We start from the raw sequence: 15,200 nt of genomic DNA, 5'->3' as shown, positions 1-15,200 counted from the left end.
ATGCCGCTCGCGCACAGTGTCGAGACCAGCGCCAGGCAGACGGTATAGCGCGCGCCGAGCAGCACGCGCGCGAGCATGTCCCGGCCCAGGTAATCGGTGCCGAGCCAGTGGTGGGCGCTGACCGGCCCGAAGACCTGGAATTCGCCCGAGGCCGCTGCGTCCGGGTTGATCAGGATCGGGCCGAAGATGGCAGCGAGAAGCCAGCCCAGAAGAATGACGCAGCCGATCCAACCGCTAATGCCTAACCGGGGACGTCGCGGGCGGCCACAGCCTTTATCGGTAGTGCCGGGCGCAGCCGGGGAGACCCCCGTGGCGCTGGCGAGCGGGGTGGTGTTGGTGGTGGTGGACACGGGGCGCGGCTCCTGCATGGCGTTCAGGGCATCAGCGGTAACGCAGACGCGGATTGGCGACGATGCCGCATACATCGGCAAGCGTGACGAGGGTCAGGTAAGTCGCGCAGAAAATCATGGCGCATACCTGGACTACGGGCATGTCGCGCTGGGCGACACTGTCGACCATCAGCTTGGCGATGCCCGGGTAATTGAAGATGGTCTCGATGATGATGACGCCGCCCAGCAGGTAGGACAGGCTCAGCGCCACGGCATTGGCGATCGGGCCGATGGCGTTGGGAAGCGCGTGGAACAGCACCAGGCGGGTCGACGAGGCACCCTTGAGCCGCACCATCTCGATATAGGGCGCCTGCAGCTGGTCGATCACCGCGGCGCGCGTCATGCGCAGCATCTGCGCCACGATCACGCAGCACAGCGTCAGCACCGGCATGGCCAGCGAACGCAGCACCTTGTCCCAGGACTCGTCGTTGCCGACATAGGCCAGCGCCGGCAGCCAGCGCAGCTGGACCGCGAACAGCAACACCGCCAGCGTGGCGACCAGGAATTCGGGCACGGAGACCACTGCCACTGCGCCGAGGCTGACGCCGCGGTCGAACCAGGTGCCGCGATAGACCGCCGCGAGGATGCCGAGGCCCAGCGCCACCGGCACCGAGATCAGCGCGGTCAGGCCCGCCAGCAGCAGCGAATTGGGCAGCCGGCTGCCGATGGCCTCCGACACCGGCATGTGGGTAGCCAGTGACTCGCCGGCATCGCCGGTCAGCAGGCCGCCCAGCCAGTGGACATAGCGCACCGGCGCCGGCACGTCCAGGCCCATCTGGCTGCGCAGCGCGGCCAGGGCCTCAGGGGTCGCGTCTTGCCCGAGCTGTTCCTGGGCGGCGTCGCCGGGCAGTACCGCCGTGATCGCGAAGACGATGGCCGAGACGGCCAGCAATGAGATCAACGCCAGCCCGACACGCCGCGCCAGCAGACGCAAGATGAACAGGTTCATGAAGGTCTCCTCGTCGGTCGGCCCAGCCTGAGGTCGGCCCAGCCTGCCGGATCATCGCTGACAGCCGGCGTGCTTGATGTAGGGTGCGTGTGCGCTGCCGGCGGCGATCAATCCCTCGCACGGCCTCTCAAGTCAACCCATCACCGTCTTCTGGGTATTGAAGCATGTGTCACTGACGAATTTGCGGGGTATTCCGGACGATGACAGTGAAAGCTGCGGTTTCGGGTGTATGGTTCGGCATTGAATGCCATGTGCACGATAAGGGCGCCTGTGCACCGCAACAATCTTGGGGAATACCCTATCAAACCGATCGTCCGGGCCCGCCCCGATTGCCCTCGCCGAATCGGACCGGGACAATGTGATGCAGTCATTCCAGGCTTGAAAGACCATGTCTGCGCCAATCAAACTTGATCGCCTCGACCTTCGGATTCTTGCCCACCTGCAAAAAAACGGCCGGATTACCAACGTGGACCTTGCCGATTCAGTGGGTCTGTCGGCAAGCCCTTGCCTGATTCGCGTCAAACGGCTCGAGCAGGCGGGTTATATCGGCGGATACAGCGCCGATATTCGCCTGGATAAGCTTGGCGACATTCTTACGGTGTTTACGGAGGTCACGTTGGAGGACCACCATCGCGAGGATTTCGTGCGCTTCGAGAGGGCGGTGAGCGCTGTGGACGAGATTATCGAATGCCACCTGGTCAGTGGCGGCTACGATTACCTGCTCAAGTTCATCACCCGTGGTGTCAGCCACTACCAGGAACTGATGGAAAGTCTGTTGGAACGGAATATCGGGATCGAGAAGTACTTCAGCTTCATCGTGATCAAGTCTCCTTTCGTCAAGACTCACTATCCGATCGAAAAGCTGTTCCCTTCCACCTGAGCGGTATCAGCTTGCAGGAGGCCGGTGCGCGCACGTCACCCCTGCAGTCCGAGTGGCCACACAGAAATCAGAAAACCGGTGCAAGGCGCACGGAAGCGCAATCAGCTGGCCACTTCGACCGGTACCCGAGGTGCGACGGCGCACATCAGCTCGTAGCCGATGGTCCCCGCAGCGGCGGCGACGCTGTCGATGGGAACGTGCCGGCCCCATAATTCGACCGGAGTGCCGATGGTGGCCTCGGGGCAGTCGGTGAGGTCGACGGCAAGCATATCCATGGAAATGCGGCCCACCGTGCGAGTCAAGCGCGTTCCAACGCGCACCGGGGCAAAGTGAGCGCCATGCGAAGAACTCGTGCGCGGGTAACCATCCGCGTAGCCGCACGCCACAATGCCAATGCGTTGGCGACGCGACGCCACATAGTGCGAGCCATAGCCCACCGCCTGGCCGGGCTGAATCTCCTGTACGGCCAGTATCTTGCTCGCCAGCGTCTGCGCTGCCTGCAGGCCGGATTCCGTTATGTCATCGGGCCGGCCCGATGGCGACGCACCATATAGCAGGATCCCGGTGCGTACCCAGTCGGCGTGGCAATCCGCATGCCACAACGTTGCTGCCGAATTTGCCACCGATATCTCGCCGGGCAAGCCCAGCGTAGCGGCGCGGAAAACCGCCAACTGATCGGCGGTGCCCGTCGGCGAATCCGCATCCGAGAAATGGGTCGCGTGGGTGACAGAGTTCACTGCGGGAATGTTGCGCAGCCGTTGCCATGCCGCCCGGTAGTCGCTTGGGCAAAAGCCAAGCCGGTTCATGCCCGAATTCAGCTTCAGGCAGACATCGAGCGACCGGGGAGGCAGTTGTGCGGTGCGCGAGGCAAGCTCCAGCATTCGCAACTGGTCTTCGCAATGTACCGCGGTGCTCAGCCGCAATGACGCGAGCAGCGGAATATCGCTTTCATCGAAGAATCCTTCCAGCAGCAGGATGGGCTTGCGCCAGCCCAGATCCCGCAGCAATGCTGCCTCGTTCAAGTCCAGCAGTGCGCAACCGTCGGCTTCAGCCAGCGCGGGGTAGACCCGGCCAATGCCATGGCCGTAGGCATTGGCTTTTACCACGGCCCACACTTTGGATGCTGGCGCGGCGCGACGCGCAACGGCGAGGTTGTTGGCGAGCGCCGACAGATGGATGGTCACGGAAATGGGGCGGGGCATGCTTGGGGCGAAATTTGTGCTGCGGTGTTGCCTGTGGCGGGCTCGGCGCGCGTCATGACGGAAAAATAACTGCCGTGCGATCTTCCCTTGGGCATGCTCGCTATCGTATCGGCAGCTATCCAGTCAATGGTGCTGAATTGCTTGGGAAAATCAGCAAAAAATCTTGAACCCGCGCGCGGCGGGTCGCTGGACTTTCGCTGGTTGGCCGTCCCGGGAGCGACAAATAAACAAAGCCGGTCCACCTGAAGCGGTGGACGGCCTTATTAGGGCTGTGAACTCGAAATGATCGCGTTCGGCCTGGTCCAACTCCGATGTCGTTCCTGTGTGGCATGTCCCGCGCATCCTCCTGGCTGCGCAGGCCTCGAGATGGACGCATGCCCAAATCCGTATTTTGTCAGCCACTTTTCCGGCCTGTGAGGAACCATGTGTGTAGTGTGCCAACCCCCTTTGCCTCGATTATCCCGCGCTCTTCAAAAAGGAAAAGCTCATCCAGTTGTCGCCGAGTCGTATCCGTCACCTGTACCCGTCCGGCGACACCGTGGGATTCCATCCGACTGGCGGTATTGACGGCAGCTCCCCACAAGTCGTAAATGAACTTGCGCTTGCCGATGACGCCAGCAACCACTGGCCCACTATTGATGCCAATGCGCATCTGCAGGTTGTAGCCACTGCGCTGGTTGAAGTGCGAGAGCGCGTCAACCATGTCCAACGCCATCTGAGCTGCTCGCACTGCATGGTCGTCTACGGGTTCTGGCAACCCCGCGGCGGCCATATAGGCATCGCCGATGGTCTTGATCTTTTCGAGGCCGCGGTAGTCCGCAATGATGTCAAACTCGCAAAAAATCTCATTGAGGACGGCAACCAGCTGCTCGGGGCTCATGTGGGCCGAAAACCTTGTGAAGGCGACGATGTCCGCAAACAGAACCGTTACTTCAGGAAAGCTGTCAGCGATAATTTCCGGAACACTGTTGGCGACCAGATCAGGACGCGTCTTCAGACGCTCCGCGATTGGGTAGGGCAGCAGATTGAGCAGCAACCGCTCCGATAATTTCTGCTCCGCAATGAGCTTATCGTAGAGGCTCTGGAGTTCGTCGCGCTGCCTCCGAATCAACTCCCAGCTTGCTTGCAGTTGCTCATTCTTTTGGGCAAGTGCGGCTTCTGCGTGCTTCTTCTCCGTGATGTTGCGGCCTTCAGGAAGCAGAAACACAACACTGCCATTCGAATCCCGGATAGGCAAGAGCGAAAAGTCGACAATGATTGTCTCCTCGCCCATCGCCTGACCATAGACTTCGAAGTCGCATCGGACGAACTCGCCCTGGCTCGCGCGCCGGATGAGCGCTTGTAGCAAGGCCTGACTCTCCTGCGAGATGACCCACCAGCGAGCCTCCCAGAATGGCTTTCCGCGAATATCGTCCATTCGGATGCCGATCCCTTCGAGCGCTGCGCGGTTGATTTCTAGCATCTTGCCGTCCACGTCCAGCAGGCCGACGAACTGGTACATCGCATCCAGCATGATGCTTGAGAGCTTGTCCCTTTGGGTATCGAAATCGTCACTCGCTGAGAGCGTTACATCGCGAACCCGGACTTCTGCAGAGTTAGAGAACAGCTGGCGATTGATGATAGCCATGCTTCACCTCTTTGGCGGGCTGGCTATGGGACCAGCCTGCCGGCTGAGCCCGACGACATACAGGGCTGCCTCCCATTGGAGCATATCCCGGCGGGATCAGCACGTCGTCGAGGGGTGGGTTCGCCGCACGGATATCAAGCGTCGAACCGAGTATTTCGCCGCGCGGTGGCGGGCGCAAATAGCCAAGCCGGCCTGCCAGGTACCACCGTTTCCAATCTTGCGGGATCCGCTCCTGCGGACCCCTGGTCGTTAGAACGCTGTAACCACCTTGAACCAGAATTTGTCGCCGCCAAACCGGTTCTTTGCATACGCTTCATGCTGCCATTGGGCGACGAAGCTGGTGCCCTTGGCATTCGAATAGGAGACACTGGGGCCAATGGCGAGCACTTCGCCACGCCGGCCTCGACTCCACACGCCGGGCACCTCCGGTACCACAGTGCCATTGAATTTGTCGTCCGTGACTTGCTTCAGATAGTAGCCGCTCAATCCAAAGGTCCACGGGCCAATATGCTTGCCAAAGGCATAGTCAACGTGCAATTCCTGTCCTGACTGATAATTTCCAGTCATGCCGCCGAAGTTCGCGTCCTTGTTTTTGCCCTTGATGTTGTACATGAACTTGGCAGAGACTTCCCAGCCGCTCTGGCTCAGCCAGGTGAATGCGGCCACCGGCTCGAAGGCCCAGTAGTTCGCGCCGATGCTGGTCCTGGGATCGTTCTGGTCGTATCGTCCCGTTGGCAGGTAGATGTCCAGGCCAGTCGTGACATGCCAGTTGGCGCCATGCCAGCCGAGGACAATCGGGTCGATCGAGATGTCACCCAGGCCGGTGGCGCTGCGCCGGCCGCCCGACTGGGGGAGATTCATCGATTGATAGACCAGCGGGACGATTGCCTGCATGCCCCAGCTCGCGCCAAGAATCGTGACGTTCGTTACCTTGATGAGACGCAGGGCGTCAAACCAGGCGTCCACCTTGGCGGGATTCCCTCCAATGCTGGCGTTGTCGCCGTTGCCGTCCTTGAGCTTGCCACCGTAGTAGCCGGTGTAATTGAGAAAATATGTGCCGGGAGGGGGCAATGCTCCCGACATCCAGCTTTCCGCGCCATTTGGATACTGGTCTGCGCCTTCCTTGGCGAAGGCTTGGTTGCCGACTAGCGCAAGCAAACCGGCCAGCATGGCGGCGACGGCTCGTTTCTTCAATTCGTTCTCCTCCTTTTATGGTTATGGTCGAATGGATGGAATATCAGCCGGGTATCAAGGCAAGGACGCGTAGTGGACTACCAGAGCCATCCTTGATCTTCAGCGGGGCAGCGACAATCAATGCCCCCTGCGGAGGAAGCTGGTCGAGGTTGGTCAGGCATTGCAGGCCGTAGCGGTTGTTGCCATGCATCAGGTAATGGCACGGGAACGGAATCTCCCAGCCATAGGATTGGCCCGCGTCGGTGCCGATTGCCTCGACACCGAATCCATGGACATCGCGCTCTTCGATCATCCACTGGACGACTCCCTGGTCGGGGCCGGGTGTGTGCATGCCATCCTCGCGCGCATTCAAGTACGCCTCGGGATCGGTGCGCTTGGACCAGTCAGTACGCATCAGCACCCACGAGCGGGGCGGAATGCGTCCATGCCGGGCTTCCCATGCCTTGACGGCGTCGACAGTGAGCAGGTAATCCGGGTCTTCCGCAGCCTCGCTGGAGCAGTCGATGACGCAGGCGGTGGCGAAGTAATTCTCAGCGGGGATGGTGTCGGTCGTATTGTCCGGCAGATCCTTGCCGGATATCCAATGGACGGGCGCGTCGAAATGGGTGCCGGTATGCTCGCCGCATGAGAAATTGTTCCAGTACCAGTCTGGACCCCGCTCGTCATAGCGGGAGATGGTCTCCTGGCGGAAGGGCCAGGTCTGGCCCATCTCGGGCGGCAGCGAGATGGTCGGAAACTCGGGGCTCAGCGTTTGGGTCAGGTCGACCACACGGATGCGGCCAGCCAGAAGATCGGCTGCAAACTGGGCGAGGCTGTTGCTCATGGTTGTCTCCTGTCAGATCTTTTTACTTTCAGTTTGTTTTCGCCCGCTTCCGTGCGAGCGCGTTGGCGACGTGGTAACCAGATGTGCCGCCAAGGCCTGGCCCCGGATGCGTAGAGGCGCCGATATGGTGGAGATGCTTGACCGGTGTTGCGTGATCCTTGACGCCTGGAAGCGGCCGCCAGAACATGAACTGGTCGATGCTGCATTCGCCGGAATAGGGATCGCCGCCGACGAGATTGATGTTCATCGCTTCGAGGTCCGCCGGGGACAGGACAGTCCGCCCGACGATGCTCGCCTTCAGGTTTGGAACCTGGCGCGCAATGCGGGCGACGATGCGGTCGGCGTAGCGCTCTCTGATTTCAGGCGTCCAGCGGCCGTCCGCGGGGGCGGGAATTTCTCCCAAGGCATCGCCTTTGATATTTCGCGGGCATTCGGGGACCTGGATCCAGAGTACCCAGCCACCAGCCGGGCTCCTCGACGGGTCAACCGCGCAAGGCTGGGCAACGCATATCGTGCCTTCGGCTGGAAGCAGTCCGCGCTCTGCTTCGCTGACCGCCCTGGAGACGCCGTCCAGGCCGGAGGTAAGGTGCAGGTAGATGATGTCCCGCAGATGTTCCTGGGGCCAGTCCGGCGGGGCTGACAGCGACAGGTGAATCTGCATATTGCCCTTGCCATAGCGGTACTCTGCGGCCTGTTGGCGCAGGCCAGCCGGAACGTGTTCAGCGGCCAGCAGCTTGCCGTAGAGCTGCCCGGGGGTGACGTTGCAGATAATTTCCTTGCCCGTGAATACGCGATTGTCCCGCGTCCTTACGCCCCGAGCCGCGCCGCCGAGGACCAGGATATCCTCGACATCGGCATTGACATGGAACGCACCGCCCCGGCTTTCGATGATCCGGCGAAATGCATCGACTGTCCGGGCATTGCCGCCCTGGACGATTGGCAGTCCCACGGCCTCCAGGCTGAACGCCACCACTTTGCCCATTAGCGCAGACATGGCGCTCTCCGGACCAAGGCCGGTATGCAATACCCAAGGTGCCAGCAGCGCCCGGACCAGGTCGGATTTGACGTGGGTCTCCAGCCAACTCCGGCAACTCATCAGCGCAGGCGAGAAGAAGGCAACAGTGTCATGCACACCCCGCTTCCACAGGCGGCCAGCCACCGTCTTTGCCACACCGGCGCTCCAAAGCTCGTTGCCGAGCATCGAGAACACCAGCCCGGCATTCTGCTCGACCTCCTGCATGGCGGTCATATAGGCATCGCCGTCGCCGCTTGCCAGCGCATTGAATGCGCTGACATTGCGCTCGCGGGAGGTGGCCAGGATCAGCGAACGATTGTCGGGCAGCAATACGCCCGTCGGCGTGTCGTTATTGCGATAGGTGAGTCCCGCCTGATGGAGATCGTCCTTCAGCTCCGCGTAGCCGGGTGATGTGACAAAGAGCGGGTGTGCCGTGGACAACGTGTCGTGCAGGTAGCCCGGTGCGTTCAGGGACTCGGTGCGAATGCATCCGCCCAGCGTGCTGTTGCGTTCCAGCACGCAGACGCGCTTGCCACGCCGGGCGAGGACGGCAGCGCAGACAAGCGAGTTGATGCCACTGCCGACAATAACGGCGTCATAGGTAATACTCATGGATTATCCCGGGGGCAAGGATAGGAAGGTGCAATGCGTTTGGCGGCGGCGTTGGCCTGCATGGGTCATGGACACCGGGTCGCGTACGGCATTCAGGTCGCTGCGACGTACTCGCTGCGGATCAGCTCTGCAAGGTCGGTGAGCGCATTGGCAGCGCGGGCATACCCGCCCTTATAGAAGAGCAGGGATTCTCGGTCCGATGTGTCGAAATGATGGACCTCGCCAATGAAAATGACGTGGTCGCCGCCCTCGTACTGCAGGGCATTGCGGCATTGGAAGACCGCCGCGCACCCCGGCAGAACAGGGGAGCCTTCGAGGCCATCCGTGCAAGAGATGCCGACGAACTTGCCGTCCGCGCCGCGCGCAAAGCGGTTCGAGACGTCTTCCTGGTCGGAAGCCAGGACGTGGATCACGAAACTACCGGCCTTCTTGAATGCCTCAAGGCTGTAGGATTTCTTTGCGAGGCTCCACAGCACAAGTCTCGGCTCCAGCGATACCGAACTGAAACTATTGACAGTCACGCCCCATGGTTCGCCATCGGCGGTGCGGGTTGTGACGATGGCTACGCCAGTAGCAAAGCGGCCGAGGGCATTCCGAAACTCGCGGGCGTCGGTCATGGTTGTCTCCTGTGGCCTGCTGCACCGATGACGGAGCAGGCAGGCGACTTGTTCTAATGGGGCTGTGATGTCTTCAGGCGGCCCGGGTCTGGGACTCTTGTGCGATCCAGGCGTCGGTGGCTTCCTCGTCGAACCAGTAGCTGCCATAGTCGCGAGGGTCATTGAAGCCGTTGGCGATGCGCTGCGCGACACGCGGTGCGTGCTGCGCCGTGGCCAACAGCCTGACGATGTGTTCCGGGGGCGGGAACAGCAACGAGTTCGTCCAGCGGATCACCGGCTCGGCGTAGCCTTCGTAAAGGCCGTCGAAGGTCGCTTGCATCCATGCCTTGTCGAACGGCTTGTCACCATGGCGCAGGATGGCATCGAAATAGTGCAGGGCGCCCTTGGTGGCGTTGTTCGAGCCTTGACCGGTGATCGGATCGTTGACCATGACGGCGTCGCCCAGGCCCATCACGGCCCGGCCGGAGGGCAGCGTAAGCGTGGGGTTACGCACGGTCGGCGTGACACGTCCGCTCAGGATGCCATTCGCGTCGGTGAGTTGGACATTGGCGCAGCGCTCGATTTCCCAGGGGAGGTAATCGCGCAGGATACCCAGGCAGACGTCCAGCTGCTGGTCGGCTGATTTGACATCCGCCCAACGGTCCATCGGGCCGCCGGGAATGGCTTCGAAGACCATGATGTCACAGGCTTGCGTTCCGTTGCTGCCCTTGGTGGTCAGGGCCGGGAACACGAAATACTCACCGACGCCGGGAATCAGGTTGAAATTGACGCATTCAAACGGGCCGCTGCGCTCCATTCCCGTCACGTAAGCAAGTGCCAGTTGGCGTTGCGGATGGCGAACGGGAGAGCGCGCATCATTGCGGGTCAGCAGGTTGACGATCTCGCCCTTGCCGCCTGCCAACAGGACCAGGTCATGGCTTTCGGTCAATGCTTCAAGCTGGGGAATCTCGACGTTCTCGATGCGGAGATTGCCGCCGCGGGTTTTAAACTCCGCCATCCATCCGGGCATCTTGACCCGCTGGTCCACCGACTGCGCAGCGGCATTCAGGCGAGCCCGCCAATGGATTGCCATCTCGCCCTTGCCGTCAGGCGTCGGGATGGTCAGGCCAATGCCATTCACGTTGGGGCACTGCGATTCCCATTGATTCATCCCGAAATTGCGCTCGATCTGGAGTGCCTGGTCGAAGATGCATTGGGACGACATCACCTTGCCGCTCCAGACTTCCTCTGCGGTGCGGTTGGTCACCAGCGTGACCTCGTAGCCTTGCTGGAGCAGGGCGCATCCGAGCAACAGGCCGGCCTGGCCTGCGCCGACAATAGCAATCTTGCGGGGCGTGATCTTGGCAATGGAATGAGTTGTCATGTGTCTCTCCAGTGAGGGTCTCTTCTATGTGTCTGGCGCAGGGCGCAGGGCGCAGAATCGGCTGGGTTGCCGGCACCGCGATTCATCGGACGGTGTTACGCCATGAGGCGCTGGATGGCTGCCTGCCGACCTTCGGGGCCCAATGCGCCATAGCCCCCGTCACACGCGTAGTCGGTGCCGGTGACGAACGCAGCGGCATCGGATAAGAGAAACAGCACAACTTGCGCGACTTCCTCAGGCTTGCCGAGGCGTCCGAGCGGGTGGAAGTCGGCGGCAACAGTGTCGGCCTTGGCCTTGTCGCCGCCGCTGAGCGCGCTGATGACCGACGACCACGTCCATCCCGGCGAGACCGAGTTCACGCGAATGTTGTCAGGGGCCAGGTCAAGCGCCGCACTGCGCGTGAACTGCTGCATCGCGGTCTTGGTAATCGGGTACAGCCAGCGCCCCGCCTGCGCCACGCCGGCCGAGATCGAGGCAAAGTTGACGACGGCACCGCCGCCGCGCTTTTTCATCTCCGGCACGCATGCCTTGAGCATCATCGCCGCGCCGACGACATTGACGTTGTAGGATTCCAGCCACTGCTCGCGAGTGGAATCTGCGCCATTGTCCACATAGGTGCAGGCGCAGTTGATGAGCAAATCGATGCCACGAAATGCATCGACGGTTTGGGCGATACAGGTAGCAATGTCGGCATCGCTGGTCACGTCCACGGCAACATAGCGGCAACGCGCCGGATGGCGTTCCGCGATCTGGCGACCGCCTTGTTGGTCGATGTCAACGACAACGACGTTCGCGCCTGCCGAGATCAGGGCCGACACCACCGCCTCGCCAATCATCGTTGCGCCACCGGTTACGATGGCCGTCTTGCCTTCAATGCCTTGCATGTCTGTCTCCGCTTATTGTCTTGGCTTGCACGTCGCCATGTGGGAGGTAGTTTGGTTTAGCGATGACGGCGCCGCTATCCAGAATCCGCCGGCCAATATCCGGATTGCGAGCCTTTGGTGGTAGCAGAAAATGTGGGCGGTAATGCGGGCAGAAAGAGGGGGGCAGCCTTGCTGGATGGCTCGGCTGAAAGGGGCGGTGCAGTGGCTGCGCAGCTTTATTGTTGTATCAACGACTGAATGGCGCCGAAGGGCGGCTGGTCCAGAGTGAGGCTAGGGAGCCCGAGGGCCCTTAACGCCGGGTATCGCTGAAATGGCGTTCCGTTGCCTCACCACGCAACGTTGCTGAGGGAGAAACACCGAAGCGCTTCTTGTAGTAGGCTGCAAACCGGCCGAGATGCGTAAACCCAAACCGATATGCAATATCCGTGATGGAGGCATGCTCGGCTCCCGCAGCGGCAATCAGTGCTTGTCGCACGCTGTCCAGCCTGACGTCGCGCAAGTACCCAACCGGCGTTGTATTGAGATGGCGCCGGAAGCCTTCCTCCAGCGCCCGGACACTGACGCACGCGATTTTTGCCAGGTCTGCGACGGTCATCGGTGTGTCGGCATTCGCGTGGACATAATCGATTACCCGCTGCATATGACGCGGCTTGGCGGGCTCGGCGCTGCGTGCAAGAAGATACGTATAGGTGTGCGGCTGAAGCAGTAGCAGTGTCCGCAGGAGATAATCCTCCATCGACGCCACCGCCGCGGGGAATTGGAGCCAGTGGGTGCCGTGCTGATCAATATTCCTTGCAAGGTCCAGTACAGCTTGTGTCCAGGGGCTGGAAAGACCTGCGTGCTGGGGCAGCGACGGATCGAACGCAAGGGGACCGTCCGGGGCGCACCCTGTCAACAAGGCGAAGCGGTGCTCCATAGCCGCCTTCTCTATCCAGAGCAACACCTGCGCACAGTCCTGGTGCCAGTGCATTCGCGTTGGTGTATCCGGGCTGAGCAAGCTGGCTGTCTTGACGTCAGAGACTACGCTCTGCGCGCCGCACTGGATGTCTGCGTGGCCTGCGACAGGAATCTGAGCCAGGTAAAAGTTGCCGAGCCGGCCAGGGTCGATCTGGACATCCGCGCCATAGGCAAGGAAATTGATGGCAGTGTCATGCAGCTTTACCAGGTTGTGCTGCACGTGCAAATGCTGCGCTGCGCCAACAACACGCAGTTCGTGCGGGCAAAACACCGCTGCAATCTTGCCCTGCGTCTCCTCAACGTCTTGCGAGCGGAACAAAGGATACTGAGCGAGTAGCCCCCGTAACGTGTCCCTTTCGGCACTTGGTGCGGGCGGCATTTCGGGTGACGGTTGGGGGGCGGTCTGCATCGTCTCATTCCTGGAGGATTGCAGCGCGTCAGGCTCGCATGCGCGGCAAGATGCCTGCGCAATCCATTTGTTTTGTACCTAAAGTTCCTGCGGGTAGCAAGAGAGCGGCCGTGTGCGCGGACTGCTCGCCAAGGCCGAAGTGTCCCGCCGTGGTATGTTCTGCTTTTCGCCCGGCCAGCGAGGCCGTCCAACCGACCACCGACCGCATGAACTCCCGCAGCGATACCGCCGAAGATGACTTCGTCGATAACTACACGCCAGGCCTGCTGGCCCAAGCCAGCCAACTTATCTCGGGAGAATTCCACGCGATCGTGCAGGCCAACGGCTTCACCATCTCAGACTGGCGCGTCCTGGCAACCCTGTCGGGCGGCAAGTCAATCAGCATCGGGGAACTGGCGCAGATCTCGGTAACCAAGCAGCCCACTGTGACGCGGCTGCTCGACCGCATGGAAGCGCAGGGCTACGTGAAGCGCATTCCGCATGAGACCGACCGGCGCATCACGCTGGTGCGCATCACGACGCGCGGCCAGAAGCTGACCTCTGACTTGATTGCACAGGCCCTCCTCCATGAGGCCGAGGTGCTCGCACCGCTCGGCAAGAAGAAGGCCGACGAATTGCGCGCCACGCTGAAGTTGCTGATCCGGTTGCATCGCTCTGCCAACTGAAGGCAGGCCCAGGGCTCAGCCCGGTCGGCGCATTTGGAACAACGTCGACTTGCTGATTTCATAGTAGTCGGCCGGGCCGCCACCGCGCAGAATGGGGCGGGCGGCGGCAGTGTCATAGATGCCGTCGTGCAGGAAGGACTGGTCAATATGCACGCCAACCACCTCTCCCAGCACCATCCACGTCTCGAGCAGGGCGCCGTCCGCCTTGGCCAGCTGCATGACTTGGGTCGCGCGGCATTCAAATGACACCGGGCTTTCCGCTACGCGCGCTGCCGACACCAGGCGAGATGGCGTTGGCGTCAGGCCCGCCAGGCCGAATTCGTCGACTTCGGGCGCAACGCCGGCGCTGGTGAGGTTCATGCGTTCGGCCAGTGGGCGCGTCACCAGGTTCCACACGAACTCGCCGGTGGCCTCAAGATTGCGCACCGTGTCCTTGTAACCGACGCTCGAGAATGCCACCACTGGGGGCGTGTAGTTAAAGACGTTAAAGAATGCGTAGGGGGCGAGATTGGCGCGGCCCGCCGTATCCACCGTCGAAATCCAGCCAATTGGACGTGGGCCGACGATTGCGGCAAGCGGGTCATGCCGCAATCCATGGCCGCGCATGGGCTCGTAGAAGTGAATATTGTCCATGTTCGTGTGCGAAGCGTCGTTCCTGCGCGGGCAGGAACGACGAAGGCGATGGAATGCGCTCAGTACTTGCCGCTCAGCAGTTCGCCGCAACCGGCGACCTCGGTGCGAAGGTTCAGTTTGCGCAGCATCTGCCAGGTGGTAGCCACCGCGGCCGACACGGTGGGAATACCCGACTCGTCCTGGACCTTCTGGATCGACGGCAGCGACTGCATCTGCACGCAGGCGGAGAGCACGATGGCGTCTACGCCGGTGGTGTCGATGCGCTTGTAGATTTCCAGCAAACTGGCCGGATCCTGCGCCGCGACCTGCAAGTTGTCGGGAATCTCCAGCGCGCAATAATCCTTGACTTCCACGCCTTCACTCTCGATGTAATCGACGACCATCTTCGTCAGCGGTTTCATATAAGGACAGACCACCGAGACGCGCTTCGCCCCCATCGCGTGCAGGCCGTCCACCAGCGCGCCGGCGCTGGTCACCACCGGTGCGGGATTGCCATTGTCCACGGTACGCTGCGTCAGGCGTGCCTCGGAGACACGGTGATAACCCTTGCCCATGCTCATGATGGCGACGAGGCAAGCGTAGCCCAGCACATCCACGCGTGCGTCGGACAGCTCGATCGCGCAACGGTCGCTGTCACGGTCCATCGCCTCCAGCTCTTCTTTCACCACCTTCTTCATGCGCATGCGGCTGGAGTGGAAGGTGAAGCGCTCGGCGAAGTCCTTCTCGCGCTCGCGGAGCATGGCGGGGATTTCCGTCTCCATGGTGGTGTTGGAGGACGGCACGATTTGCCCGACGCGCAGCGGCTTCTGGGGGGTCAACAGGAAAGACATTTACTTGCTCTCGGAAAAGTCGAATGCATTGAGTTCAGCCTGTTCGGCATCCAGGTCATAAGCCTGCGTGGTACCGTCCATGAACTGGGCAGGCTGCAGCGGGCGGCGGTCCACGCGCAGGTCGAAGATGTCGAAGCGGTTGTAATGGCCG

The 15,200-nt window shown here is 61.5% G+C and carries 14 protein-coding genes and 2 pseudogenes; 2 read left to right on the top strand and 14 right to left on the bottom strand.

Translation table 11 applies throughout. The features are described 5' to 3' along the window. Positions 1-350, bottom strand: a pseudogene (locus J8I82_RS36040) (ABC transporter permease); the annotation flags it as partial. Positions 351-381: 31 nt separating this feature from the next. Further along, entirely contained in the window at positions 382-1,338 is a 957-nt protein-coding gene (locus tag J8I82_RS36035; protein ID WP_029049381.1) for an ABC transporter permease, read from the bottom strand. A 388-nt stretch (positions 1,339-1,726) separates the two neighbouring features. Between J8I82_RS36035 and J8I82_RS36030 the strand changes: the two genes are divergently transcribed. Continuing rightward, positions 1,727-2,218: an Lrp/AsnC family transcriptional regulator gene (locus tag J8I82_RS36030; RefSeq protein WP_029049380.1), complete on the top strand. Its 492-nt coding sequence runs from the start codon at positions 1,727-1,729 to the stop codon at positions 2,216-2,218. A gap of 101 nt (positions 2,219-2,319) precedes the next feature. On the opposite strand, the gene alr is transcribed toward J8I82_RS36030, so the two are convergent. From alr to J8I82_RS35985, 9 genes are all read right to left on the bottom strand, one after another. Then, positions 2,320-3,420, bottom strand: coding sequence for an alanine racemase (gene alr / locus J8I82_RS36025; RefSeq protein ID WP_209765065.1), 1,101 nt, complete (start codon positions 3,418-3,420; stop codon positions 2,320-2,322). Between the two features lie 394 nt (positions 3,421-3,814). Continuing rightward, the gene (locus J8I82_RS36020; protein ID WP_209765063.1) at positions 3,815-5,047 is read right to left on the bottom strand and encodes an adenylate/guanylate cyclase domain-containing protein; all 1,233 of its coding nucleotides are present in this window, start codon (positions 5,045-5,047) and stop codon (positions 3,815-3,817) included. A gap of 249 nt (positions 5,048-5,296) precedes the next feature. Beyond that, the gene (locus J8I82_RS36015) at positions 5,297-6,241 is read right to left on the bottom strand and encodes a SphA family protein (RefSeq protein ID WP_245180552.1); all 945 of its coding nucleotides are present in this window, start codon (positions 6,239-6,241) and stop codon (positions 5,297-5,299) included. Between the two features lie 43 nt (positions 6,242-6,284). Then, entirely contained in the window at positions 6,285-7,064 is a 780-nt protein-coding gene (locus J8I82_RS36010) for a cyclase family protein (protein WP_209765061.1), read from the bottom strand. A gap of 28 nt (positions 7,065-7,092) precedes the next feature. Then, a complete protein-coding gene (locus J8I82_RS36005; RefSeq protein ID WP_209765059.1) occupies positions 7,093-8,691 on the bottom strand; it encodes a phytoene desaturase family protein in 1,599 nt (532 codons plus the stop codon). A 92-nt stretch (positions 8,692-8,783) separates the two neighbouring features. Further along, positions 8,784-9,308 (bottom strand): flavin reductase family protein, encoded by a 525-nt coding sequence (locus J8I82_RS36000; protein ID WP_209765050.1) that lies wholly within the window; start codon positions 9,306-9,308, stop codon positions 8,784-8,786. Positions 9,309-9,381: 73 nt separating this feature from the next. Then, positions 9,382-10,671: a styrene monooxygenase/indole monooxygenase family protein gene (locus tag J8I82_RS35995; protein ID WP_209765049.1), complete on the bottom strand. Its 1,290-nt coding sequence runs from the start codon at positions 10,669-10,671 to the stop codon at positions 9,382-9,384. Positions 10,672-10,766: 95 nt separating this feature from the next. Further along, positions 10,767-11,555 (bottom strand): SDR family oxidoreductase, encoded by a 789-nt coding sequence (locus J8I82_RS35990; RefSeq protein ID WP_209765048.1) that lies wholly within the window; start codon positions 11,553-11,555, stop codon positions 10,767-10,769. A 289-nt stretch (positions 11,556-11,844) separates the two neighbouring features. Beyond that, positions 11,845-12,921: an AraC family transcriptional regulator gene (locus J8I82_RS35985; protein WP_245180550.1), complete on the bottom strand. Its 1,077-nt coding sequence runs from the start codon at positions 12,919-12,921 to the stop codon at positions 11,845-11,847. Between the two features lie 206 nt (positions 12,922-13,127). Between J8I82_RS35985 and J8I82_RS35980 the strand changes: the two genes are divergently transcribed. Further along, entirely contained in the window at positions 13,128-13,586 is a 459-nt protein-coding gene (locus J8I82_RS35980) for a MarR family winged helix-turn-helix transcriptional regulator (RefSeq protein ID WP_209765047.1), read from the top strand. A gap of 15 nt (positions 13,587-13,601) precedes the next feature. On the opposite strand, the gene J8I82_RS35975 is transcribed toward J8I82_RS35980, so the two are convergent. From J8I82_RS35975 to J8I82_RS39800, 3 genes and pseudogenes are all read right to left on the bottom strand, one after another. After that, positions 13,602-14,219, bottom strand: a complete 618-nt coding sequence (locus J8I82_RS35975; protein WP_209765045.1) for a flavin reductase family protein — start codon at positions 14,217-14,219, stop codon at positions 13,602-13,604. Positions 14,220-14,278: 59 nt separating this feature from the next. After that, the gene (locus J8I82_RS35970) at positions 14,279-15,049 is read right to left on the bottom strand and encodes a maleate cis-trans isomerase family protein (RefSeq protein WP_280908707.1); all 771 of its coding nucleotides are present in this window, start codon (positions 15,047-15,049) and stop codon (positions 14,279-14,281) included. After that, a pseudogene (locus J8I82_RS39800) lies at positions 15,050-15,200 on the bottom strand (carbon-nitrogen hydrolase family protein); the annotation flags it as partial.

Origin of the sequence: Cupriavidus consociatus, from assembly GCF_017814975.1 — a bacterium.
In the GTDB taxonomy this organism is placed as follows: Bacteria; Pseudomonadota; Gammaproteobacteria; order Burkholderiales; family Burkholderiaceae; genus Cupriavidus; species Cupriavidus consociatus.
This window is presented reverse-complemented; position numbering and strand designations above follow the sequence as displayed.

Excerpts from the sequence above, each read along its gene's own strand:
- J8I82_RS36035 (WP_029049381.1), bottom strand. The coding sequence starts at position 1,338 with ATGAACCTGTTCATCTTGCGTCTGCTGGCGCGGCGTGTCGGGCTGGCG.
- J8I82_RS36030 (WP_029049380.1), top strand. The coding sequence starts at position 1,727 with ATGTCTGCGCCAATCAAACTTGATCGCCTCGACCTTCGGATTCTTGCC.
- alr (WP_209765065.1), bottom strand. The coding sequence starts at position 3,420 with ATGCCCCGCCCCATTTCCGTGACCATCCATCTGTCGGCGCTCGCCAAC.
- J8I82_RS36020 (WP_209765063.1), bottom strand. The coding sequence starts at position 5,047 with ATGGCTATCATCAATCGCCAGCTGTTCTCTAACTCTGCAGAAGTCCGG.
- J8I82_RS36010 (WP_209765061.1), bottom strand. The coding sequence starts at position 7,064 with ATGAGCAACAGCCTCGCCCAGTTTGCAGCCGATCTTCTGGCTGGCCGC.
- J8I82_RS36005 (WP_209765059.1), bottom strand. The coding sequence starts at position 8,691 with ATGAGTATTACCTATGACGCCGTTATTGTCGGCAGTGGCATCAACTCG.
- J8I82_RS36000 (WP_209765050.1), bottom strand. The coding sequence starts at position 9,308 with ATGACCGACGCCCGCGAGTTTCGGAATGCCCTCGGCCGCTTTGCTACT.
- J8I82_RS35995 (WP_209765049.1), bottom strand. The coding sequence starts at position 10,671 with ATGACAACTCATTCCATTGCCAAGATCACGCCCCGCAAGATTGCTATT.
- J8I82_RS35990 (WP_209765048.1), bottom strand. The coding sequence starts at position 11,555 with ATGCAAGGCATTGAAGGCAAGACGGCCATCGTAACCGGTGGCGCAACG.
- J8I82_RS35985 (WP_245180550.1), bottom strand. The coding sequence starts at position 12,921 with ATGCAGACCGCCCCCCAACCGTCACCCGAAATGCCGCCCGCACCAAGT.
- J8I82_RS35980 (WP_209765047.1), top strand. The coding sequence starts at position 13,128 with ATGAACTCCCGCAGCGATACCGCCGAAGATGACTTCGTCGATAACTAC.
- J8I82_RS35975 (WP_209765045.1), bottom strand. The coding sequence starts at position 14,219 with ATGGACAATATTCACTTCTACGAGCCCATGCGCGGCCATGGATTGCGG.
- J8I82_RS35970 (WP_280908707.1), bottom strand. The coding sequence starts at position 15,049 with ATGTCTTTCCTGTTGACCCCCCAGAAGCCGCTGCGCGTCGGGCAAATC.